This window comes from Micromonospora sp. RB23, assembly GCF_053585025.1.
In genome coordinates this window covers 2685577-2706037 of sequence record NZ_CM132111.1, presented here as the reverse complement: position 1 = coordinate 2706037, position 20461 = coordinate 2685577, and the positions used below count along the sequence as shown (strand labels likewise).

The 20461-nt window shown below is 73.2% G+C and carries 16 protein-coding genes and 1 pseudogene; 3 read left to right on the top strand and 14 right to left on the bottom strand.

Annotated elements, in window-relative coordinates; genetic code table 11:
- Window positions 1–106: 106 nt before the first annotated feature.
- Window positions 107–940 (bottom strand): shikimate dehydrogenase, encoded by an 834-nt coding sequence (locus tag ACTFTM_RS12400; RefSeq protein WP_449565929.1) that lies wholly within the window; start codon window positions 938–940, stop codon window positions 107–109.
- 155 nt (window positions 941–1095) lie between these two features.
- Between ACTFTM_RS12400 and ACTFTM_RS12395 the strand changes: the two genes are divergently transcribed.
- Window positions 1096–1587 carry a peptidoglycan-binding domain-containing protein gene (locus tag ACTFTM_RS12395; protein WP_449565928.1) on the top strand — a complete coding sequence of 164 codons (492 nt, stop codon included), beginning with the start codon at window positions 1096–1098 and terminating at the stop codon, window positions 1585–1587.
- A gap of 82 nt (window positions 1588–1669) precedes the next feature.
- Here ACTFTM_RS12395 and mltG read toward each other — a convergent pair whose 3' ends face one another.
- The 8 genes from mltG to ACTFTM_RS12355 all read right to left on the bottom strand — a co-directional run bounded on the left by mltG (window position 1670) and on the right by ACTFTM_RS12355 (window position 12067).
- Window positions 1670–2863, bottom strand: a complete 1194-nt coding sequence (mltG, locus tag ACTFTM_RS12390) for an endolytic transglycosylase MltG (RefSeq protein ID WP_449565927.1) — start codon at window positions 2861–2863, stop codon at window positions 1670–1672.
- Window positions 2863–3321, bottom strand: a complete 459-nt coding sequence (gene ruvX / locus ACTFTM_RS12385; RefSeq protein ID WP_449565926.1) for a Holliday junction resolvase RuvX — start codon at window positions 3319–3321, stop codon at window positions 2863–2865. The genes mltG and ruvX overlap by 1 nt, the downstream gene beginning before the upstream one ends.
- 73 nt (window positions 3322–3394) lie before the next feature.
- Window positions 3395–6073 carry an alanine--tRNA ligase gene (gene alaS / locus ACTFTM_RS12380; protein ID WP_449565925.1) on the bottom strand — a complete coding sequence of 893 codons (2679 nt, stop codon included), beginning with the start codon at window positions 6071–6073 and terminating at the stop codon, window positions 3395–3397.
- A complete protein-coding gene (locus ACTFTM_RS12375; RefSeq protein WP_449565924.1) occupies window positions 6070–6375 on the bottom strand; it encodes a hypothetical protein in 306 nt (101 codons plus the stop codon). The genes alaS and ACTFTM_RS12375 overlap by 4 nt, the downstream gene beginning before the upstream one ends.
- Before the next feature lie 28 nt (window positions 6376–6403).
- Window positions 6404–6868, bottom strand: a complete 465-nt coding sequence (locus ACTFTM_RS12370) for a DUF948 domain-containing protein (protein WP_422739575.1) — start codon at window positions 6866–6868, stop codon at window positions 6404–6406.
- 148 nt (window positions 6869–7016) lie between these two features.
- Window positions 7017–7730 (bottom strand): hypothetical protein, encoded by a 714-nt coding sequence (locus ACTFTM_RS12365; RefSeq protein ID WP_449566616.1) that lies wholly within the window; start codon window positions 7728–7730, stop codon window positions 7017–7019.
- A 2462-nt stretch (window positions 7731–10192) separates the two neighbouring features.
- Window positions 10193–11779 carry a replication-associated recombination protein A gene (locus ACTFTM_RS12360; protein ID WP_449565923.1) on the bottom strand — a complete coding sequence of 529 codons (1587 nt, stop codon included), beginning with the start codon at window positions 11777–11779 and terminating at the stop codon, window positions 10193–10195.
- Window positions 11780–11854: 75 nt separating this feature from the next.
- On the bottom strand, window positions 11855–12067 hold the full coding sequence (locus tag ACTFTM_RS12355) for a hypothetical protein (protein WP_355053618.1): 213 nt from the start codon (window positions 12065–12067) through the stop codon (window positions 11855–11857).
- Between the two features lie 442 nt (window positions 12068–12509).
- Here ACTFTM_RS12355 and ACTFTM_RS12350 point away from each other — a divergent pair, with 442 nt between their 5' ends.
- Window positions 12510–13259, top strand: a complete 750-nt coding sequence (locus ACTFTM_RS12350; protein ID WP_449565922.1) for a GNAT family N-acetyltransferase — start codon at window positions 12510–12512, stop codon at window positions 13257–13259.
- A gap of 304 nt (window positions 13260–13563) precedes the next feature.
- On the opposite strand, the pseudogene ACTFTM_RS12345 reads toward ACTFTM_RS12350, so the two are convergent.
- From ACTFTM_RS12345 to aspS, 4 genes and pseudogenes are all read right to left on the bottom strand, one after another.
- Window positions 13564–14800, bottom strand: a pseudogene (locus ACTFTM_RS12345) (MFS transporter); the annotation flags it as partial.
- Window positions 14801–14914: 114 nt separating this feature from the next.
- Window positions 14915–15532: an ArsR/SmtB family transcription factor gene (locus ACTFTM_RS12340; protein ID WP_449565921.1), complete on the bottom strand. Its 618-nt coding sequence runs from the start codon at window positions 15530–15532 to the stop codon at window positions 14915–14917.
- 63 nt (window positions 15533–15595) lie between these two features.
- Complete coding sequence (locus ACTFTM_RS12335; protein WP_449565920.1) at window positions 15596–16405, bottom strand: SDR family oxidoreductase; 810 nt, start codon at window positions 16403–16405, stop codon at window positions 15596–15598.
- 93 nt (window positions 16406–16498) lie between these two features.
- Window positions 16499–18304, bottom strand: coding sequence for an aspartate--tRNA ligase (aspS, locus tag ACTFTM_RS12330; protein WP_449565919.1), 1806 nt, complete (start codon window positions 18302–18304; stop codon window positions 16499–16501).
- A gap of 156 nt (window positions 18305–18460) precedes the next feature.
- Here aspS and ACTFTM_RS12325 point away from each other — a divergent pair, with 156 nt between their 5' ends.
- Window positions 18461–19180: a DUF998 domain-containing protein gene (locus tag ACTFTM_RS12325; protein WP_449565918.1), complete on the top strand. Its 720-nt coding sequence runs from the start codon at window positions 18461–18463 to the stop codon at window positions 19178–19180.
- Window positions 19181–19243: 63 nt separating this feature from the next.
- Here ACTFTM_RS12325 and ACTFTM_RS12320 read toward each other — a convergent pair whose 3' ends face one another.
- Complete coding sequence (locus tag ACTFTM_RS12320) at window positions 19244–20287, bottom strand: S1 family peptidase (RefSeq protein ID WP_449565917.1); 1044 nt, start codon at window positions 20285–20287, stop codon at window positions 19244–19246.
- Window positions 20288–20461 lie beyond the last annotated feature (174 nt).

The following is a 20461-nucleotide window of genomic DNA, read 5'->3' as shown; positions in this document are numbered from 1 at the left end:
TGCAGCCATGGCGCAGGTTGTCAAACCGCAGCCCGTCAAAGAGCAGCCTGCACCTTGACAAGTGGTAAGCGAATGGTGACGCTCGCTGGGCCCTTTGCGTGCGTAATCAGCTGCGGGCCGCTACCAGCGCGTCCCGCATCGCCGCGATCGGCGCGACGGTCCCGGTGAACTGCTCGAACTGCCCTACCGCCTGCGCGAGCAACAGGTCCAGACCAGACACGACCCGCAGCCCGGCTGCGCCGGCCGAGTCGGCCAGCGGCGTCGGCCACGGGTCGTAGAGCGCGTCGAAGAACACCGCGCCCGCTCGCCAGGTCGCGGCGGCGGCGAACGGGTCGGCGACGCCCTTCGGCACCGTGGAGACGACCACGTCGGCGTCGGCGAGGTGCCGGGGCGCGTCGGCCCAGGCGCCGGCGGTCAGCGCGACGCCCAGCGCCCCCGCCACCGGGCGCAGCTCGTCGACCGCCTCGGCCCGTCGGGCCACCACCGTCACCGTGGCACAGGCGAGCTGCGCGGCGGCGGCGAGCGCGGCACGGGCCGTTCCGCCCGCGCCGAGCACCGTCATCGTCGCGCCGGGCACCACCCCGGCCTCGGTGAGCACGTGGACCATGCCGCCGACGTCGGTGTTGTCCGCGTACCAGGAGCCGTCGTCACGTCGTACCAACGTGTTGGCCGCGCCGACGGCGACGGCGACCGGCGACGCGGCGTCCGCCACGGCGAGCGCCGCCTCCTTGCCCGGCATCGTCACCGACAGCCCGGCCCACTCCGGGCCCAGGCCGGCGACCAGGTCCGGCAGCTCCGCGGCCGCGCACTCGATCCGGGTGTACGACCACCCGGTCAGCCCGGCGGCGACGTAGCCGGCGTTGTGGATCACCGGGGAGAGCGAGTGCGCGATGGGTTTGCCCAGCACCGCGGCCCGACGGGCCGCCCCGGTCCGCGTCATGTCCGCCCCTTCGTACACGTCGTCCCGACCCTACCGACCGCGCCGACCGCCGCACCAGTCGTCACCGGTGGCGGCGATGGTATTCGCTTGACGTTCCATCGACATCGGTGGAAGCATTTTGGAGTAGGACGATCGATCATAAACAGGGGGGAACCATGAACAAACGGATTCTGCGCGTCCTCATCGCGTTCGCCGCGTCCCTCAGCATCACCCTGCTGGCCGGGTCCCCCGCACGGGCGGACAGCGCGGCCGGTAGCTGGTCCGACAACCACCAGCTCTGCAACTCCAGCTCGTGCGTACGGACCGGCAACATCGTGCGACTCTGGCAGGCCATCATCTGGGCCGACGACCTGAGCGGCACCGTCGGCACCAGCTTCATCGACGGGGAGTTCGGCTCCAACACCGCCGCCAAGACCAGAACCTGGCAGGACGTGATGAACATCGGCGTCGACGGGTCGGTCGGGCCGCAGACCTGGGGCAAGGCGTACGGCGCGGTCAACCGGAACACCGGCTACGACACGAGCACCCAGACCGGGTACTTCTACTACGGCTACAACCGCACCTTCGCCCTGCGCAAGCAGAACAGCAACGGCGTGTGGACCTTCCTGAACCCGCGCACCGGTTCCTGGACCGGCACCAGCCACTGACGACGGCACCACCCGCACCGAAAAGGCTCCCTCTCCGCGATCCCGGTCGCGGCAGAGGGAGCCTTTCGTCGACGTGGAGCGCTCAGATGATGCCGGCCTCCCGGGCCCGGGCCTCGTTGCGCTGGTGCTGCTCGTACGTCTCGGCGAAGGCGGAGTGGCCCTGCTTGTCGATCGCCACGAAGTACAGCCACTTGCCCACCGGCGTGTCCATCGCCCCTTCCAGGGCCTGCTTACCGGGGTTGTTGATCGGAGTGGGGATCATGCCCTGCAGCTTGCGGTTGTACGGGTTCTTCGGGTCGTCCAGCTCGGCCGCCGTCATCTGCTTGGACGACTTGGTCGGCTTGCCGATCGACTCCAGGTAGTAGTTGACCGTGACGTCCATCTCCAGGCAGTTGCACGGGAACTCGCCGTACGCCCGGTTGTAGGCCACCCGGGCGACCTTGCCGAGGTCGTCCTTGTTCCCGGCCTCGGCCTGGGCCAGCGACGCCACGATCAGCGCCTCGTACGGGCTGACCTTGCGCTCCTTCTGCACCCGGTCGGCGAACTTCATCTCCCCGGTCACCGAGAGGAAGTTGTCGACCATCAGCTTGAGGATGCTCTCGGCGGTGGCCTTCGGCGGGATCTCGTACGTGTCGGGGTAGAGGAAGCCCTCGACGGACTTGACGATCTTCTTGCCGTCGTCGCGCTTGAACCACCAGTCCGGGACGCCGAGCGCCTCCGGGTCCTTGGCGGCGGCCTCGAACTCCTTGACCGGGATCTTGGTCTTGTCGGAGAGCAGCTTGTAGATGTTCTTGCTGGTGCGACCCTCGGGAATGGTGATCCCGTTGACGATCTTGTTCTTCAGGTCGAGCATGGCCGTCACGGCGCTCGCGCCGCTCATCTGCTTGCGGAGCTTGTACGTGCCCGGCTGGATGTTCTTGCTGCGCGAGTTGGCCTCGGCCGCCTCGATGAACGCCTTCTGACTCTTGACCACATCGGCCGCGACCAGGGCGTCGGCCATGTCGGCCAGCAGAGCGCCATTCTTGATCTCGACGGTGATCTCACCGGACCCGGCGCCGTCGTAGTCGGGCGTGACGAAGTAGTTCTGGATCCGGTCGAACCCGTAGTACGCGCCGCCGCCGATGCCGCCCAGCAGGACCAGGGCCATCAGCAGCGCAAAGAACGTCTTGCCCCGGCCACCGCCCGAGCCCTTCTTGCCCTTGCGGAAGCTGCGCCGGTGCCGCCCCTTCTCACCTCGCTCCGGCTCGTCGAACCCAAGGTCCAGATCGTCGATCATTACGTCCGCCTCCGCTGTGCGTCCAGCCAGCTCTGCAGGATCTCCACCGCGGCCGCCTGGTCGACAACCGCACGTTGACGCTTGCCACGAACGCCACGTTCGGCAAGCCTACGAGAAGCGACCACGGTCGACATCCTCTCGTCAGTGAGCGTTACCGGAACCGGCGCTATCACATTGACCAACCGGTCAACGTACGCCTTCACGCTGACCGCCGCCGGACCATGCTTACCGGCAAGGTTGACCGGCAGTCCGACGACCACCTCGACGGCCTCGTGCTCGGCCACCAACGCCGCGAGCTGGGCAATGTCGCTCGGCACCGCCTCCGGCGCGGCCGTGAGATCGCGGGCGAGGGTCACCAGCGGCGTGGCCAGCACCCCGTGCGGATCCGAGCGGGACACCCCGACGCGCACCTGACCGACGTCCACACCGAGGCGAACTCCCCGTGTGAACCCGGTCACCGTGGGTCACCCGTGGGCTGTCGACGAACCAGGGCGGACCATTCGGTCCGCCCTGGTCGACACTGTCCGTCCATCACGCCTCGGTGATCGCCTTCTCGACGGTGAGCAGCAGGTTCGGTGCCTCGGTCGCGGGCAGGCCGCCACCCTGGGCCAGGTCGGGGCTACCCCCACCCCGCCCGGAGAACGCCGCCTTCACCAGGTCCGAGGCCGCCAGGCCCCGACTGCGGGCCGCCGCGTTGACCGCCACCACCAGCGACACCTTGCCGTTCGACCGGGCCGCCACGGCGACCACCGCCGGCCGCGCCGGGTCGATCTTGCCGCGGATCTCCTGGGCGAGGGTCCGTACGTCGTTGCCGGCCGCGCCCTCCGGCGCCTCCGTCCCGACGTACGCCACCCCGCGCACGTCCTTGGCCTGCGCGGCGAGCGCGCCCGCCCCGCCCAGCACCAGCTGGGCGCGCAGCTTCTCCAGCTCCTTCTCCGCGTCCCGCAGCTGGGTGACCGTCTGCTCGACCCGGTCGGCGACCTGGTCGTTGGGCACCCGGTACAGCTCGGCCAGCCGGGACACCAGCAGGTGCTCACGGGCCAGGAAGCCGAAGGCGTCCATGCCGACCAGCGCCTCGACCCGGCGTACGCCGGAACCGATCGACGACTCGGAGAGGATCTTCACGAGGCCGAGCTGCGCCGAGCGGGCCACATGCGTGCCGCCGCACAGCTCCCGGGCGTAGTCGCCCACCTCGACGACCCGCACCTCCTCGCCGTACTTCTCGCCGAAGAGCGCCATCGCGCCGATCCGCCGCGCCTCGTCCAGCGAGGTGATGAAGGCGTGCACCTCCAGGTCGGCCAGCAACACCTCGTTGACCTGCTGCTCCACGTCCCGCAGAACGGTCGGCGACACACCCGTCGGGGTGTTGAAGTCGAACCGCAGCCGGCCCGGCGCATTCAACGAACCCGCCTGGGTGGCCGACTCACCGAGGAAGTTACGCATGGTCTGGTGCACCAGGTGGGTGGCCGTGTGCGACCGGGAGATCGCCCGCCGCCGGGTCGTGTCGATCTCGGCGTAGCCGGTGTCGCCCGGGTGCACCTCGCCCCGGATGACGCGGGCCCGGTGCACGATCAGGCCCGGCACCGGCTGCTGCACGTCGAGCACCTCAACCTGACCGTCGCCGACGGTGATGATCCCGTGGTCGGGCTGCTGACCGCCGCCCTCGGCGTAGAACGGCGTCGTGTCGAGCACCAACTCGACGGTCTCACCCTCGGTCGCCGCCGCGCGCGGACCGTCCGAGCCCAACAGCGCCCGCACCCGCGACTCGCGCGCCACCTCGCTGTAGCCGGTGAACGTCACCGGACCACCCTCGTCGAGCACCGACCGGTACGCCGACACGTCGGTGTGCCCGGTCTTGCGCGCCTGCGCGTCCGCCTTCGCCCGGGTCCGCTGGTCGGCCATCAACCGGCGGAAACCCTCGTCGTCGACCTTCAGACCCTGCTCGGCCGCGATCTCCAGGGTCAGGTCGATCGGGAAGCCGTACGTGTCGTGCAGCTGGAACGCCTTCGCCCCGGACAGCGACGTGCCACCCGAGGAGCGGGTCTCGGCGATCGCCGTGTCCAGGATCGTCGTCCCGGCACGCAACGTCGACAGGAACGCCTCCTCCTCCGCGTACGCGTACTGCGCGATGCGGTCGAAGTCGGTCGCCAGATCCGGGTACGAGGGCGCCATGCAGTCCCGCGCGACGGGCAGCAGCTCGGGCAGCGCCCGGTCCTGCCAGCCCAGCAGCCGGATCGACCGGATCGCCCGCCGCATGATCCGCCGCAGCACGTACCCACGGCCCTCGTTGCTCGGCGTCACGCCGTCGCCGATCAGCATCAGCGCGGTCCGCACGTGATCCGCGACCACCCGCAGCCGCACGTCGTCCGGGTGCGACTCGCTCGCCACGTGCCCGGAGTGCGCGCCGTAGCGCTTGCCGGTCAACTCGGCCGCCCGCGCCAGGATGGGCCGTACCTCGTCGATCTCGTACAGGTTGTCGACGCCCTGCAGGATCGAGGCCATCCGCTCCAGGCCCATGCCGGTGTCGATGTTCTTCGCCGGCAGCTCACCCAGGATCGGGTAGTCCTCCTTGTTGGTGCCAGGACCCCGCTCGAACTGCATGAACACGAGGTTCCAGTACTCCATGTACCGGTCCTCGTCGACCGCCGGACCGCCCTCGGCGCCGTACTCCGGACCCCGGTCGTAGAACAGCTCCGACGACGGACCGCACGGCCCGGGGATGCCCATGGACCAGAAGTTGTCCGCCTTGCCCCGACGCACGATCCGCTCGGCCGGCACGCCCACCGACCGCCAGATCTCGAACGCCTCGTCGTCGTCGAGGTAGATCGTCGGCCAGATCCGCTCCGGGTCCAGCCCGTAACCGCCCTCGGCGACCGGCTTCGTGGACAGCTCCCAGGCCAGCGGAATCGCGCCGGCCTTGAAGTAGTCGCCGAAGGAGAAGTTGCCGTTCATCTGGAAGAACGTGCCGTGCCGGCTGGTCTTGCCGACCTCGTCGATGTCCGGGGTGCGGATGCACTTCTGCACGCTGACGGCCCGCTGGTAGGGCGGGGTCTGCTGGCCCAGGAAGTAGGGCACGAACTGCACCATGCCGGCGTTGACGAACAGCAGGTTCGGGTCGCTGATGGCGGGCAGCGGAGCGGACGGCACCACGGCATGGCCGTTCGCCTCGAAGTGCGCGAGGTACCGCCGCTTGATCTCCGCCGTCTTCATCGCTGGTGTTCCTCCGGAAAAATCTCTCGATCGCCGATCCGCGGGGACTCCCGCAGCTCGGCGAACTGGTCGTCGAACGCCTCGCCCTGGACGAACGCCTGGTGGATCTCCTGCTCGCGCTCGGCCATCCCGACCCGCACGTCCTCCACGAAGCTACGCACCGACTCCACCAGGCTGCCAGCGGATTCCGACAACGAGCTGGCGATGCCGGCCGGGGTGTACGCCTGGGCGGTCCGGGTCGCCCTGCGGACCACCACCACGCCCACGGCCACGCCGATGCCGAGCCAGAACAGACGCCTCATGTCGTGCTACCTCCTGTGGCGGGGACGGTCAGCGGTTGCCGCGCCGGGCGGCCCGCCGCTGCTGCTTGATGGTGTCGCGCACCTCGCGCTCGGTCTCGGCGTGCCGGCGGCTCGCGGCGGCCCTGCGCACGCTGTAGCCGAAGGCGGCCACCTTGACGAGCGGGTTCGCGGCCGCCGCGGAGACCACCGTCGCCAGGTTCGCGATGTTGGCGGTGACGTTCTGGGCGTGGCTGGTCATCGTGTCGACCTTCGCCAGCTGGAGGTTCACACCGTCGAGCGAGGTCTGCACCTGCTCCAGCGCCACATTGACGTTCTTCACCGTGGTGTTGACGTCGCCGAGCAGCGGTGCCGTCCGGTCGTTGAGGTCGTTGATCATCCGGGTGGTGGCGTCCACCGTGTGCCGCAGCCGCAGGATCGGCAGCGTCAGGATGAGCACCAGCACCGCGAACGCGCTCGCCGCGATCAGCGCCGCGACCGCCAGAATGTCGCCCACGCGTGTCCTCCTCAAGCAGATTTCCGCCGGACCCGACGTCCCCGGAACGCACAACCGTGGCGCCCACCGAACCACCGGGCCGTCGCCGGCCGGCGGGCGCGGTCGGGCCCGCCAGCCCCAGACCCTACCGTCCGTGATGGAGAGCGGCTCAGGACGGTGAGGGTGTCACGTCGCCCAGCGGATCCCCGCTGACCGTCGGGAACGGATCCTCGCCGGTCAGTGACGGATCGGTGCTGGGCTGCGGCCTGGTTCGCTCGTCGTCGATCGCGTTGCGCACCTTCACCGACACCAACGAGCCGGCGCACTCCCCCGCTGCGGCCGACGGCTCGGGGGACGGCACGATCGCCGGCTCCCCGTCGACCGGCGGCGGTACGCAGGCCGGCGCGCGCACCCACAGATCGAGGGTCAACTCGTCCTGACGCCAGCAGGTGTAGCTGCCCTTCGTCTCCTGCTCGGGGCAGCGGCTCACCTTCCACGGCCGCCAACCGTCGTTGCGCAGCGCCTCCTCGTAGACCTTCGCCGTCTCCTCCGGCGACTTCTCGGAGGTGACGGTGCGCTCGCGCAGCCGGCAGTCGAGCAGGCACCAGCGGCTGCCGCTGACGTCGTCGACCGTCTTCGTCGCGGCCCACCCGGGCACGTCGAGCTGGTCCAGGTTGTCGAAGACCGGGTCCCTGCTGAGCGTGCGGAGGCCGAAGAAGAGTGGCACCGCGCCGAGCAGCACGATGCTGACCAGTGCCAGGACGGCGACCCGCAGCCGGCGTCGCTCGCGCGACTGCCGGTGTTGCTCGGAGCGGGCGCCCGGGGCGGCGTCCTCGTCGTCGGGGACATCCTGGCCGGCCGCGCGCAGCGGCGGCTCCTCCATCGGTTCGGCGGGCGGCCGGTCCGCCGGACCCGCCCCGCCCGGTGGCGCGACGGCGGCACGGGCCACCGGTTCGCCGGTACGACCGGGCGGCGGCACGGGGGCGACACCGCTCGGCTCGGGACGGCCGCCCTCGCGGGGCGGCGGCAGCGCCCGACCCGCGGCGCGGTCCGCCGGACGCGGGGCGGCGGCACGCGCGGCCACGGGCGCGGCGGGGCCGACCTGCTCGGCGCCCGTCCGGACGTCGCCGCCGGGTGGCTGGGCGACGCCCGGTGGGCGGACGGCGGCGCGCGCCGGACCGTCCGGACGGGGCGGACCGTCCGGGCCGACGCCCGGTGGGACCGCCGCACGGGCCGGACCGTCCGGGCGGGGCCGGGCCGTACCAGGTCGGGTCGGAGCGTCCGGACCGACGCCAGGTCGTACCACCGCACGAGCCGCAGCCTGCGGATCGACGCCGGGTGGGGCAGCGGCGCGGGCCGTGGCGTCCGGACCGACGCCCGGCGGCGTCGCCGCGCGAGCGGGACCGTCGGCGCCCGGCGGTACCGCCGCCCGGCCCGGACCCTCGGGGCGGGACCGGGGCGGGCCGTCCAGGCGTGTTCCGGGTGGACCGTCGGGGCCGGCGACCGGTGGCACCGCCGCGCGGGCCGGACCGTCGGGGCGGGCGACCCCGGATCGGGGTGGACCGTCGGGCCCACGGCGGCCGGCGCCGGAGACCGGCGCGTCGCCGGGCGCGAGCCGGGCCCGGCCACCGGCCGCGCCAGAGCGGGCGCCCCGCACGGGCGCGCCGGGCGCGGGTCGTCCCCCGCCGGGCGGACCGGCGTACGGGTCGTCACCGCGCTCGCCCCCCGGGCCGGGCCGCCCCTCGGCAGCCGGCTCGGCCGACGGGCGGCGTCGACGGTTGATCGGATCCGGGGCGGTACCCGGAGCACTCCGACGGCCTACCCGGCGCTCCCCCGGAAGCGGCGACTGCGGCACGGAACCGCTCGGGTGCTCGCCGGTGGTCTCCGGGGCATGGGCGGCCCGGCGGCCGGTGGGAGCCTCCGCGCCGGGGTCGGCGGGCGGCCCGGCGGCCCGCCGACCGGTGGGGCGCTCCGCGGCCGGATCGGGTACGGCGAGTGGACCACCGGAGCGATCGTTCAGGTCACCTGCGGGCGGCGGGCCGACACGGCGGGCGGCGGACCGCTCCGCGGGCTGCCCGTCGGGTCCTCGACGGTTGACCACCGGCAGGCCCGGGTCGGTGTGCGGCAGCCGACCGGCCTGACGCAGCCAGTCCGCCGGCCGCTCCGGGCGGTCCCGGCGTTCCGGCTGCGGCTCACCGCCGGTCGCCATGCGTCGGTCCTGCTCGTCGGGGACCGCCCGACGGCGACCGGTGCCGTCGGTGGCCGTCCCGCCGGTGGGGACAGCGCCGCTGGGCGACGCGTCGGGCAGCGGCGGGGCGTTGCCCGAGCGGGGCACCGCCGGCTCGTCCGCTTCGGCGGCACGACGCCGGCCCCCGGCGGGGCGGGGTGGCTCCGGAGCTCCCGGGTCGACCGGCCCGGGACGACGCCGGGCCGTACGCGGGTCCTCGGCGATCGCGGGATCGGGTCGCAGGCCCTCGGCGACCTGCGCGGCGGCACCGGGCACGGGTCCGTCGAAACGCGCGGCGCCACCGGCGGCGGGTCGCGTCGGGTCGGGCGTACGCCGTCCGGGCGGCGGGCCGTCGCCGCTGGGCGGCCGTCCGGCGGCGCCCGGCTCGGACGCGGGTCGCCGGCCCGGCGGCACGGCGTCGGGCCGGCGCAGCGGCGGAGTGGCCTCCGCCCGGCCGGCCGGCGCGGGAGCCTCGAGACGGGGACCGGTCGGAGCGCCCACGGCCGGTGCAGCCGGGGGCGGGCCGGACGGCCCCACTGTCGGACGTGCTCGCGCGGGGCCGGTGGGAACGCCGCCCCGCGGTCGGGGGCCGGCGGGGTCGGCCGGGTCGACGCCGCCCGGACGGACAACCGGCGGCGTGCGGGGTCCTGCGGCGGCGCGCGGGTCGACGCCGGGAACCGGCTGGGTGCCGCGCGGCGGCGGCTGGCCGGGAACGCCGGCCGGCCCGGGCTCACGCGGGCGCTCGACAGGCGCCCGGTCAGCGGGCGGGCGGGCGTCCGGACGACGACCGGGCGGGGGCGCCTCGCCGGGCCAGGGTCCGTCGACACCCCGACGCGCCCCGGCGGCCTCGGTGTCCGGCCGGCGCGGGCCGGGTGGCGCGTCCGGGGGCGTCGGCATGCCGGCACGCGGGGGCACCGGCTCGACCGGAGCCCCGTCCGGGCCCAGCTCGCCCCGTTGCTGCTTGGCCGAGCGCAGGTCGTCGATCCAGCCGAACTCCTCGCCGGCTACCGGCTCCTCCGGCTCGGCCTCGGCTCGGCCTCGACCCCACCGGCGGCCCTTGGCGCGGGGATCACGCCGCTCGTCCGGGCCCTCGTCGGAGCGGTCCGCACCACGCGATCTCACTGTTGACCCTCTCCTGCGGCGTTCGTGCCGCCGTCCTGCGTCGTGCCGGCACCGTCCACACCCGCGACCGCCCGGCCGTTCCGACCAGCAAGCGCCGTCGCGGGCTGCGGCGTTACCGGTTCCCCGACGGCCGACGCGGCTGCCGCGGGCGGTCCGGCGGTCACGGTCGCCGGGGCGGCCGGCGTTTCCGGGCGGACCGGTGGGACCGGCAGCCCGCGTACGATCCGGCGCAGCAGCGGCAGCCGCGTCGCCACGGACCGTTCCGCCCCGTGCGGGCCGGGCTGGTAGTAGTCGACACCGACCAGGTCGTCGGGGACGTACTGCTGGGTGACCACGCCGCGCTGGTCGTCGTGCGGGTAGCGGTACCCGGTGCCGTGGCCCAGCCCGCGGGCGCCGGCATAGTGCGCGTCGCGCAGACCGCGGGGCACCGGCCCACCCCGCCCGGCCCGCACGTCGGCGATGGCGGCCCCGATCGCGGTGGTGGCCGAGTTCGACTTCGGCGCGGTGGCCAGGTGGATCACGGCCTGGGCCAGGTTGAGCTGCGCCTCGGGCAGGCCGACGTACTCCACCGCGTGCGCGGCGGCGGTGGCCACGCTCAGTGCGGTCGGGTCGGCCATGCCGACGTCCTCGCTGGCGAAGATGACCAGCCGACGGGCGATGAACCGGGCGTCCTCCCCGGCGACCAGCATCCGTGCCAGCCAGTGCACCGCGGCGTCGACATCCGAGCCGCGCATGCTCTTGATGAAGGCGCTGACCACGTCGTAGTGGGCGTCGCCGTCGCGGTCGTACCGCACCGCGGCCACGTCGACGGCCTGCTCGGCGGTGGACAGGTCGATGCGCCCGGTGCCGAGGGCCGTGGCGGAGGCGGCCGCCGCCTCCAACGCGGTCAGCGCCTTGCGGACGTCACCGGCGGCGAGCCGGACGAGGTGGTCCTCGGCGTCGCTGGCCAGGGTGAGCGCGCCGCCCAGACCACGCTCGTCGGCTACCGCCCGACGCAGCAGGCCGCGTACGGCGTCGTCGTCGAGCGGTTGCAGGGTGAGCAGCACGCACCGCGAGAGTAGGGGCGAGATGACCGAGAAGTACGGGTTCTCGGTCGTCGCCGCGAGCAACGTGACCGTACGGTCCTCGACGGCGGCGAGCAGCGAATCCTGCTGCGTCTTGCTGAACCGGTGCACCTCGTCGATGAACAGCACCGTCTGCGGGCCGCCCGAACGGCGCTGCCGACGGGCCGTCTCGATCACCGCGCGGACGTCCTTGACGCCGGCGGACAGCGCTGACATGGCGACGAAACGACGGTCGGTCGCGCCGGCCACCAGGTGCGCGATGGTCGTCTTGCCGCTGCCGGGCGGCCCCCAGAGAATGACGGACATCGGGGCGCCGCCGGAGACCAGTTGCCGCAGCGGCGCGCCGGGGGCGAGCAGGTGGTCCTGCCCGATCAGCTCGTCCAGGCTCGCGGGTCGCATGCGGACAGGCAGGGGCGAATCGTCCGCTACCGGAGTGAAGCCGTCTACACCGGCGGGGCCCTCGGGCGCGGCACGCGGCCCGGTGGTGGCACCGAGGGAGAAGAGAGCGTCGGACTCCATCACGAAGACAGTACCGGGCCCGACCCGAGACGCCGGAATCGCGCTACGGGCCGGGCCACCGCTGATCGGTCTCGGTCAGCCACGACCGGGGCGACGACCCCGGTACCAGCGACCGCCGCCGCTGCCACGCGGCCCGCTGCCGACGCCGCCCAGGTAGAGCGCGAGCAGGAAGAGGCCGATGAGCACAAGGGTGTTCCAGTTGAACAGGTCGGGCGCGCCGAAGTTGGTGTCGAACAGGTCGATCAGCAGGGCGAAGCCAAAGACGATGGCCGCGAGAATGGCGAGCATGTCGGTCCTCCGGTGGGGGTTCCCAGTAGGTCGGCGCGTGATGTACCCAATCGGTCGACCCGCCAATCTCCACCGTGGATCGGCTGCGTAGTAAGCCGCCCGCCGGCGGCACAACCCCGGCGGGACCACCCTGCAAGATCGCGCACGATCCTGGATGTAGTGGTGTCGACACGTCGACGAGACCACTACATCCAGGATCGTGCGCGATCTTGCAGGGGCGGAGAGCCCTCGCCCCGGCCGCTGGCCGCCAAGATCCGCGCAACGTCGGCGATATTGCTGTCTCCGGTGCGGATGAAGCAGCAACATCCCCGACGTTGTGACGATCTTGGGCGTGCCGCGGGGCGGCGTGGGGTGTGGGGCGGCGTGGGGTGTGGGGTGTGGGGTGTGGGGCGCATCGCTGGGCCGGCGCGGTCGGCCTCACGTCGGCTCCTAGGCTGGTCCCATGATCATCGAGGACCAGGCGCTGCACGACCGGGCCACGATCCTGGCCGCCGCCGGCGGGCACCCGTTCGTCCGGCACTCGCTCTCGCCGGGCATCCCGGCGCGTGGCTGGCAACACGGCGGTGCCGTGCTGTGGTTGCTGCCGCCCGAGCGCGGCTTCGGCGCCGACGCCGTGGGCCCTGTCGGCCCGGTACTGGACCTCTGCGCCGCCCTGGTCGCCGAGGGACTGCTACGGCCGGAGAACCGGCTGCACCTGCCCCGGTTCGACCCCGCCCTGGCGGTCGGCCGGGTGGCGGTGGCGCAGCACGTCGACTGGGACTTCCACTGGACCACCGCGGCTCCCCCGCCGCAGCCGGACGAGGAGCGGGTCGTCCGGCTGACCGACGCCGACCGCCCGGCGCTGGACGCGCTCGTCGACGAGGCGTTTCCGACCACCACCACCCGGCCGGGCGACCCGACGGTCGTCGACTGGTACGGCATCCGGTCCGGCGACCGGGTGGTGGCCTGCGGCGCGGACCGCAGCCGCGGGGACGTCGGCTTCCTGGCTGGCCTGACCGTCGCCCCCGACCAGCGGGGTCGGGGGCTGGGTGCGGCGCTGACCGCCGGGATGACCCGGGCGCTGCTGTCCCGGCACGACACCGTCGCGCTCGGTGTCTACCCGGACAACGTCGGGGCGGTGCGGCTCTACCGTCGCCTCGGCTTCACCAGCACCCTGTCCCGCACCGGGATCCGCCTCGGTACCGAGCGCTAACGCCGCTCGACCGGCTCGGCGACCGTGGTCGGATCCGCGCCACGGCCCGTCGGGTCCGCACCACGGCCCGTCGGGTCCGCACCACGGCCCGTCGGGTCCGCGCCACGGCCCGTCGGGTCCGCGCCACGGCCCGTCGGGTCCGCACCGGCGCCGGCGGGGCCGTCGAGGCCAGCGGGGCCGTCGGGGTCCGCGCTCCTACCGCGCTGCCGGGGCCGGTCCACGATGGCCCCGGATTCGGCCGGGCCTGCCGCCGCCGCACCGGCCGGATCCCCCGCCACCACCGCACCAGCCGGCCCCGCCACCGCGGCCCGTCGGTCGGCCCGCCAGGCTGGCAGGTACAGCGGGGCGGCGACGGCCAGCACGACCGCACCGACCACCATCGCCGTACCCACACTGGTGGCGGCCGCGAGGGCGGTCAGCACCACCCCGCCGAGCGCGGCGGACGGCTGCCCCATCATCGAGTTCAGCGAGAGCACGCTGGTCCGGTACGGGCCGTCGACCTGGCGGTGCAGCAGTCCGCTGTGCAGCGGGTTCGACGCGCCGTGCACGGCGTAGCAGGCCAGGTACGCGACGAGCACCCCGACCGGGCCGGCGAGCAGCCCCATCCCGACGACGGTCGCCCCTTGCAGGATGCGCAGCAGGGCCGCACCCGGCGCCGCCCCGGGCCAGCGCAGCAGCAGCGGGGTCAGTGCCGCGCCGGCCGCGTTGGCGATCCAGGCGGCGGAGCTGGCCGGTCCGAGCAGCGCGGCGGCGCGTTCCGGGTCGCCGACCACCTCGGCGAGCCGGACCGGCAGCAGCGACTCGAAGGTGATCATGCCGAAGCCCCAGAACAGCTCCACCGCCACCAGGGCGAGCAGCACCCGGGATCGGCGCAGCAGGCCGACCGCCTGGCCGATCATGTGGGGCGCCTGCGTCACCGACGCGCGCACCGCCGCCAGACCGGTGGCCGGGCGCTCCTCGACCAGCAGGACCAGCAACGCGCCGAGCGCCACCGCCTGCGCGACGAGCGCGGCCAGCACGGGCACGGTGAGCGCGCTGACCGGCCCGAGCGGACCGAGCGCGACGAGGCCACCGCTGAGCAGGGCCCCGCCGCCGATGGCGACGCCGACGACGGTGCCGGCGTACCCGAGGCCCTTCTCGTACTCGGCCTGCGGGTCGACGGCCAGCGTGGCGTCGACGTACCAGGACTCCAGGGGGCCGCTGTCCAGGGCCCGGTAGATCCCTTGTAGGGCCCAGACCAGGAAGAACATCCAGAACGAGTCGGCCACCGCAAACAGGGACAGGGAGAGGAGGTTGAGCACGCCGGCGGCGAGCAGGACGGGTCGGCGACCGAGGGCGTCGGCGAACCCACCGGTGGGCAGCTCCAGCGCGAGCACCAGCAGCCCCTGCGCGGTGCCGACCAGGCCGATCTGCGGCAGCGACAGGCCGCGTTCCTGCATCAGGAGGATCATCACCGGGATCATCAGGCCCGTGGGCAGCCAGCGCAGGCCGTACAGCGTGAGGTAGCGACGCCGGACCTGGCGTACGGTCAGCGCGCTCACGACGCCATTTCCATTCGCGACCGCGGGGCTCGCAAACCCGGCTCACTCCTCGCGCTCACGACGCCACCTCACTTCGCGACTGCGGGGCTCGCAAACCCGGCTCACTCCTCGCGCTCATCGGGGACCGTCCAGCAGCGGATAAGCGGCCAGAAAGACCTGCACCGGGCGGGCCTGCGGGTCGGCGGGCTCGGCTGGGTCGACCGACTCGGCCTCCCGGTGGTACCGCTCCAGCACCTGCCACACCTCCGCCTTGAGCGCCTCCAGCCGCTCGGGCGGGACGGTCATGAAGATGTCGCCCATGCCGAAGGCGTCCCGCCAGGCGGCGGACCACTCGTGCTGGGTGGCGAACCAGCGGTCGGCGTGTTCGACGAGAAGACGCACCTGGTCGCCCTGGATCCACTCGATCGCGGCGCGGGCGTCGGGGTCGTCGTCGAAGTCGCTCGGGTCCCAGCTCGTGACGTCGTGCGCGGCCTGCCACCAGCGCTGCCGTCCGCTGCCCCGGTCGGGATCCTCGGTGACCAGCCCGACCTCGGCGAGTTGGCGCAGGTGGTAGCTGGTCGCGCCGGTGTTGGTGCCGAGCAGCTCGGCGAGGGTGGTGGCGGTGGCGGGCCCGTTCACCCGCAGGGCACCGATCAGTCGCATCCGCAGCGGGTGCGCGAGCACGCGGACCTGCCGCTTGTCGATCCGCACCTCCCGCGGCGTCGGCTGCGCTGTCCCTTCGTCATTCACCATGACTGCACACTATCTCTGCACACTTCCTGTGCACAAGTATTGTGCACAGGAAGTGTGCAGGCGTCAGCCCAGGAGTTCCCGCACCCCGCGCAGCCTCGTCCGCAGGAGGCCGGCCGCTTGGGTGGAGTCCAGGCGTACGTCGCCGGGGCGCACCACGCCGACGGCGGCTGCCGTGGTGGTCTTCAGCCCCGTCGCGTCCAGCCCGAACCGCTCGGCGACCAGCAGACCCAGCTCGGCCCGGCTGACGGCGTCCGTGCCGGCCACGTTGAGCAGCCCGGCGTACGACGAGCGGGTCAGCTCCAGCACGGCGTCGGCCAGATCGGTGACGTCGACCGGGCAGCGGACCTCGTCGGTGAACAGGACGGCCCGGCCGGCGAGGGCGTCGCGGCAGAGCTGGATCTGCTTGCTGCCCTCCCCGAGGATCAGCGACGTACGCACCAGCGCCGCGCCCGGGTCGATCGCGCGTACGGCGGTCTCGGCCGCCGCCTTCGCGGCCCCGTACGCGTTCACCGGGCTGGGCGGGTCGTCGTCGGCGTACGGCTGGGGCCGGCCGCCGTGCAGCGCGTCGCTGGACAGGTGCACCAGCCGGGCGCCCACCTCGGCGGCGGCGAGGGCCACGTGGGCGGCGCCGTCGGCGGTGACGGTCCAGTCGTCGTACCGATAGGGGGTGGCGACCACGGCGTCCGGCCGCACCTCGGTGACCAGCGCGCGCACGGCGGCCCGGTCGGTCACGTCCAACCGCCGCCCGGCAACCCCCGGAACACCGACGTCACCGCGGTAAAACGTGCCGACGACCGAAAGCCCCGCGCGTACCCCCCGGCGACAGACCTCCCGCCCGAGAAATCCACTACCCCCGACGACAAGTACCCGCATCCCCATCCACTCCCCCGTTGATCAAGAGGTTCGCGTCATCTCGCGGGGCGATGATGACGCGAACCTCTTGATCAATCAAAGAAGGGGGGTGGGTCAGACCGGGTCGGCTACCGGGGCGGCCGGGCCGGCCGTGCCGGTGTGGGCGGTGGCCGCCGGCTTGGGCTTGGCGTCGATGCCGGCCTCGGCGCGCTGCTGGCCGGTGATCGGCGTCGGCGCCCCGGTCAGCGGATCGAAGCCGCCCCGGGTCTTCGGGAACGCGATGACCTCGCGGATGGAGTCCGCGCCGGCCAGCAGCATGCAGACCCGGTCCCAGCCGAACGCGATACCGCCGTGCGGCGGAGCGCCGTACTTGAACGCCTCCAGCAGGAAGCCGAACTTGTCCTGCGCCTCCTCGGGGGTGATGCCCAGCAGGTCGAAGACCCGCTGCTGCACGTCGCCCCGGTGGATACGGATCGAGCCGCCGCCGATCTCGTTGCCGTTGCAGACGATGTCGTACGCGTACGCCAGGGCGCGGTCCGGCGCCTCCTCGAACCGGTCCACCCACTCGGAGTTCGGGGAGGTGAACGGGTGGTGCACGGCCGTCCAGCCACCCTCGTCGGTCTTCTCGAACATCGGCGCGTCGACCACCCAGCAGAACGCCCAGGCGCTCTCGTCGATCAGGCCGGAGCGCTTGGCGATCTCGATACGCGCCGCGCCGAGCAGCTCCTGCGCCTCGCGGGTGTTGGTGCTCGCCGCGAAGAAGACCGCGTCGCCCGGCTTCGCGCCGACCGCGTCGGCGAGCCCACCGAGGTGCTCGGCGGAGAGGTTCTTCGCCACCGGGCCGCGCGCCTCGCCGGTCTCGGCGTCCAGCACCACGTACGCCAGGCCCCGCGCGCCGCGCGCCTTGGCCCAGTCCTGCCAGCCGTCCAGCTCCTTGCGGGTCTGGGCAGCGCCACCGGGCATCACCACCGCGCCGACGTAGCCACCCGCGTCGATCGCGCCGGCGAACACCCGGAACTCGGTGCCGCGCAGGTAGTCGGTCAGCTCGGTCAGCTCGACGCCGTAGCGCAGGTCCGGCTTGTCCGAGCCGTACCGGGCCATGGCGTCGTGCCAGGTGATCCGCGGGATCGGTCGGGTGATCTCGTGCCCGGCCAGGTCCTTCCACAGCGCCGACACGATCGCCTCACCGAGGTCGATCACGTCGTCCTCGGTGACGAAGGACATCTCGATGTCGAGCTGCGTGAACTCGGGCTGCCGGTCGGCGCGGAAGTCCTCGTCCCGGTAGCAGCGGGCGATCTGGTAGTACCGCTCCATGCCGCCGACCATCAGCAGCTGCTTGAACAGCTGCGGCGACTGCGGCAGCGCGTACCAGCTGCCGGGCTGCAACCGCACCGGCACCAGGAAGTCGCGGGCGCCCTCCGGGGTCGACCGGGTCAGCGTCGGCGTCTCGATCTCCAGGAAGTCCCGCTCGTGCAGCACACCCCGGGCGAGCTGACTGGCGCGCGAGCGCAGCCGCAGCGCGTTCGCCGGGCCACTGCGGCGCAGGTCCAGGTAGCGGTACTTGAGCCGGATGTCGTCACCGGCCTCGACCTGGTCGTCCACCGGGAGCGGCAGCGGCGCGGCCTCGGAGAGCACCTCCAGCGCGGCGGCGGTCACCTCGACCTCGCCGGTCGGCAGGTCGGGGTTCTCGTTGCCCTCGGGGCGGCGGGTCACCTCGCCGGTGACCTTCACGCAGAACTCGTTGCGCAGCGCGTGCGCGTCCTCCTCGCGGAACACCACCTGCACGACGCCGGAGCCGTCGCGCAGGTCGACGAAGATGACACCGCCGTGGTCGCGCCGGCGGGCCACCCACCCGGCGAGCGTCACCGTCGAACCGGCGTCCGCGGCGCGCAGGCTTCCGGCATTGTGGGTACGGATCACGGCTGGCAACTCCTCATCGTGGAACAGTCCTTCACCCGCATTCTGTCAGGGCTGACCCGCTGCGCTCCGGGGCACCCGTCAGGCCGGCACGATTCGCTGGTGGGCGAGCCGGCGAACCCGGCTCTTCGGGCCCCGCACGCCGGTTACCGTGGCCAGATGCGCGCCGTACCGAACTGGGGCGTCGCCACGGCGGTCGCCGCGCCGGTGCTGCTGGTGGGCGGCTGGACGGTCGCCGGCGCCCGGCAACCCGCCGGGTACGACCCGGTTCGGGACACCATCAGCGAACTGGCCGGGCACGACGCCACCGACGCCTGGATCATGATCACTGCCCTGGTGCTGCTCGGCTGCTGTTACCTGGCGATCGCCGCCGTGCTGCACGCCGCTGGGCTGCCCAGCCGCTTCCTGCTCGCCGTCGGCGGCGTGGCGACCATCGCGCTCGTCGCCTTTCCCCGGCCGACGGTCGGCGGCTCACTCAGCCACGGCATCGCGGCGACCGTCGCCGTCCTGGCGCTGGCGCTCTGGCCGGCCGGGACGGCGCTTCGGCTACCGCGCGGCCCGGACACCGCGCACCCACGGGCGTCGCAACCGCCCTGGGCGTTCCGGCGCGGCGTGGCGTTGAGCGCGACGCTCGTGCTGCTCGCCCTGTTCGGCTGGTTCGCGTTCGAGGTGACCAGCGGATCCCGCACCGGCCTGGCCGAACGGGTGACGGCGGTGGGCGTGTCGCTCTGGCCGCTGCTGGCGGTGCTGTCGGCCCGCCGGGCGCACCTCGAGTGGGCCGCCGCCGGGGCCACACCGCTCGGACCGGCCCTGCCGGCGACCGGTGTCGTACCCCCGGATCCCCTGCTGCCGACCGACGGGCCCGACCGGCTCGCGTGAGCGGACCCGTACGCGCGACGCGGGCCGCCGGAGTGCCCCGGCGACCCGCGTGCGGTACGTCGATCAGAAGACGCTGACGCCGTAACGGCTCAGGGCCTCGGTGACCGGCTGGAAGTAGGTCGTCCCGCCGCTGCTGCAGTTGCCGCTGCCGCCGGAGGTGAGGCCGAGCGCGGTGCCGCCGGAGAAGAGCGAGCCGCCACTGTCGCCACCCTCGGCGCAGACGTTGGTGCGGATCAGGCCGGAGACGGAGCCCTCGGCGTAGTTCACCGTGGCGTTGGTCGCGGACACCGTGCCGCTGCGCAGACCGGTGGTGCTGCCGGAGCGCTGCACCGACTGGCCGACAGACGCGTTGCCGGAGCCGGTGATGTCCCGGTAGCTGCCGTTGTAGAGGTAGACGTTACCGGCGGCGTTCGCGGAGTTGCTGTGCCGCACGATGCCGTAGTCGTTGCCCGGGAAGCTGGTGCCGGTACGGGTCCCCAGCAGGGTCGTCTGGCTGGAGTTCGAGTACCAGTTGGTGCCGAGGTTGGTGCAGTGCCCGGCGGTCAGGAAGTAGTAGGTGCTGCCGCTGCGCACGTTGAAGCCGAGCGAGCAGCGGTAGCCGCCGGTGTAGATGGCCTGGCCACCGGAGATCCGGGTGCTGAGCACGCCGGCCTCGGCCTCGACGCGTACCGCGCCGTTGGCGCGCGCGGCGGCGGCCTTGACCCGCTCCAGCTTGGCGCCGGTGACGGTGCTGTCGACGGAGACGACCACCTGGTTGGTGATCGGGTCACTCCACCAGGCGGTGCCCGGGATCTTCGCCGAGCGCTCCAGCTCGGCGGTCGCCCGGTTGAGCTCGGCGGCGCCGCGGGTGACGTACTTGACGCTCGCTCCGGCCTTGCTGACGGCGCTCGCGGCGGCGGCGTCGGTCACCGTGACGACGGTTTTGCCGCTGGCGTCGATGTACGAGCCGGCGGAGCGGTCACCGAGCTGGGCGGCGAGGGCCGCGCCGGCGTCGGGCGAGGCGGCGGGGGCGGCCTGGGCGGGTGCGCCGATGAGCGAGCCGACGACCAGGGTTCCGCTCACGGCAACGGTCGCCGCAACGCGGAAGGAGGACCTCGTGGGTCGCATGTAACAAACCTCCTGGGCGGGGGAGATGGGTCTGGCCGGGGGTGGCTGACCCGAGGGCAACCCGGCCGATCTGCGAAAACCGGCCGAGTGAACTGAAGTATTCACATACTTAAGATCATTAACAAGATCTGGTTTCGCCCGAATTCGTCGACCGCCATCGATGACATCGCCGCA

Excerpts from the sequence above, each read along its gene's own strand:
- ACTFTM_RS12400 (WP_449565929.1), bottom strand. The coding sequence starts at position 940 with ATGACGCGGACCGGGGCGGCCCGTCGGGCCGCGGTGCTGGGCAAACCC.
- ACTFTM_RS12395 (WP_449565928.1), top strand. The coding sequence starts at position 1,096 with ATGAACAAACGGATTCTGCGCGTCCTCATCGCGTTCGCCGCGTCCCTC.
- mltG (WP_449565927.1), bottom strand. The coding sequence starts at position 2,863 with ATGATCGACGATCTGGACCTTGGGTTCGACGAGCCGGAGCGAGGTGAG.
- alaS (WP_449565925.1), bottom strand. The coding sequence starts at position 6,073 with ATGAAGACGGCGGAGATCAAGCGGCGGTACCTCGCGCACTTCGAGGCG.
- ACTFTM_RS12375 (WP_449565924.1), bottom strand. The coding sequence starts at position 6,375 with ATGAGGCGTCTGTTCTGGCTCGGCATCGGCGTGGCCGTGGGCGTGGTG.
- ACTFTM_RS12365 (WP_449566616.1), bottom strand. The coding sequence starts at position 7,730 with ATGGAGGAGCCGCCGCTGCGCGCGGCCGGCCAGGATGTCCCCGACGAC.
- ACTFTM_RS12360 (WP_449565923.1), bottom strand. The coding sequence starts at position 11,779 with ATGGAGTCCGACGCTCTCTTCTCCCTCGGTGCCACCACCGGGCCGCGT.
- ACTFTM_RS12355 (WP_355053618.1), bottom strand. The coding sequence starts at position 12,067 with ATGCTCGCCATTCTCGCGGCCATCGTCTTTGGCTTCGCCCTGCTGATC.
- ACTFTM_RS12350 (WP_449565922.1), top strand. The coding sequence starts at position 12,510 with ATGATCATCGAGGACCAGGCGCTGCACGACCGGGCCACGATCCTGGCC.
- ACTFTM_RS12340 (WP_449565921.1), bottom strand. The coding sequence starts at position 15,532 with ATGGTGAATGACGAAGGGACAGCGCAGCCGACGCCGCGGGAGGTGCGG.
- ACTFTM_RS12335 (WP_449565920.1), bottom strand. The coding sequence starts at position 16,405 with ATGCGGGTACTTGTCGTCGGGGGTAGTGGATTTCTCGGGCGGGAGGTC.
- ACTFTM_RS12325 (WP_449565918.1), top strand. The coding sequence starts at position 18,461 with ATGCGCGCCGTACCGAACTGGGGCGTCGCCACGGCGGTCGCCGCGCCG.
- ACTFTM_RS12320 (WP_449565917.1), bottom strand. The coding sequence starts at position 20,287 with ATGCGACCCACGAGGTCCTCCTTCCGCGTTGCGGCGACCGTTGCCGTG.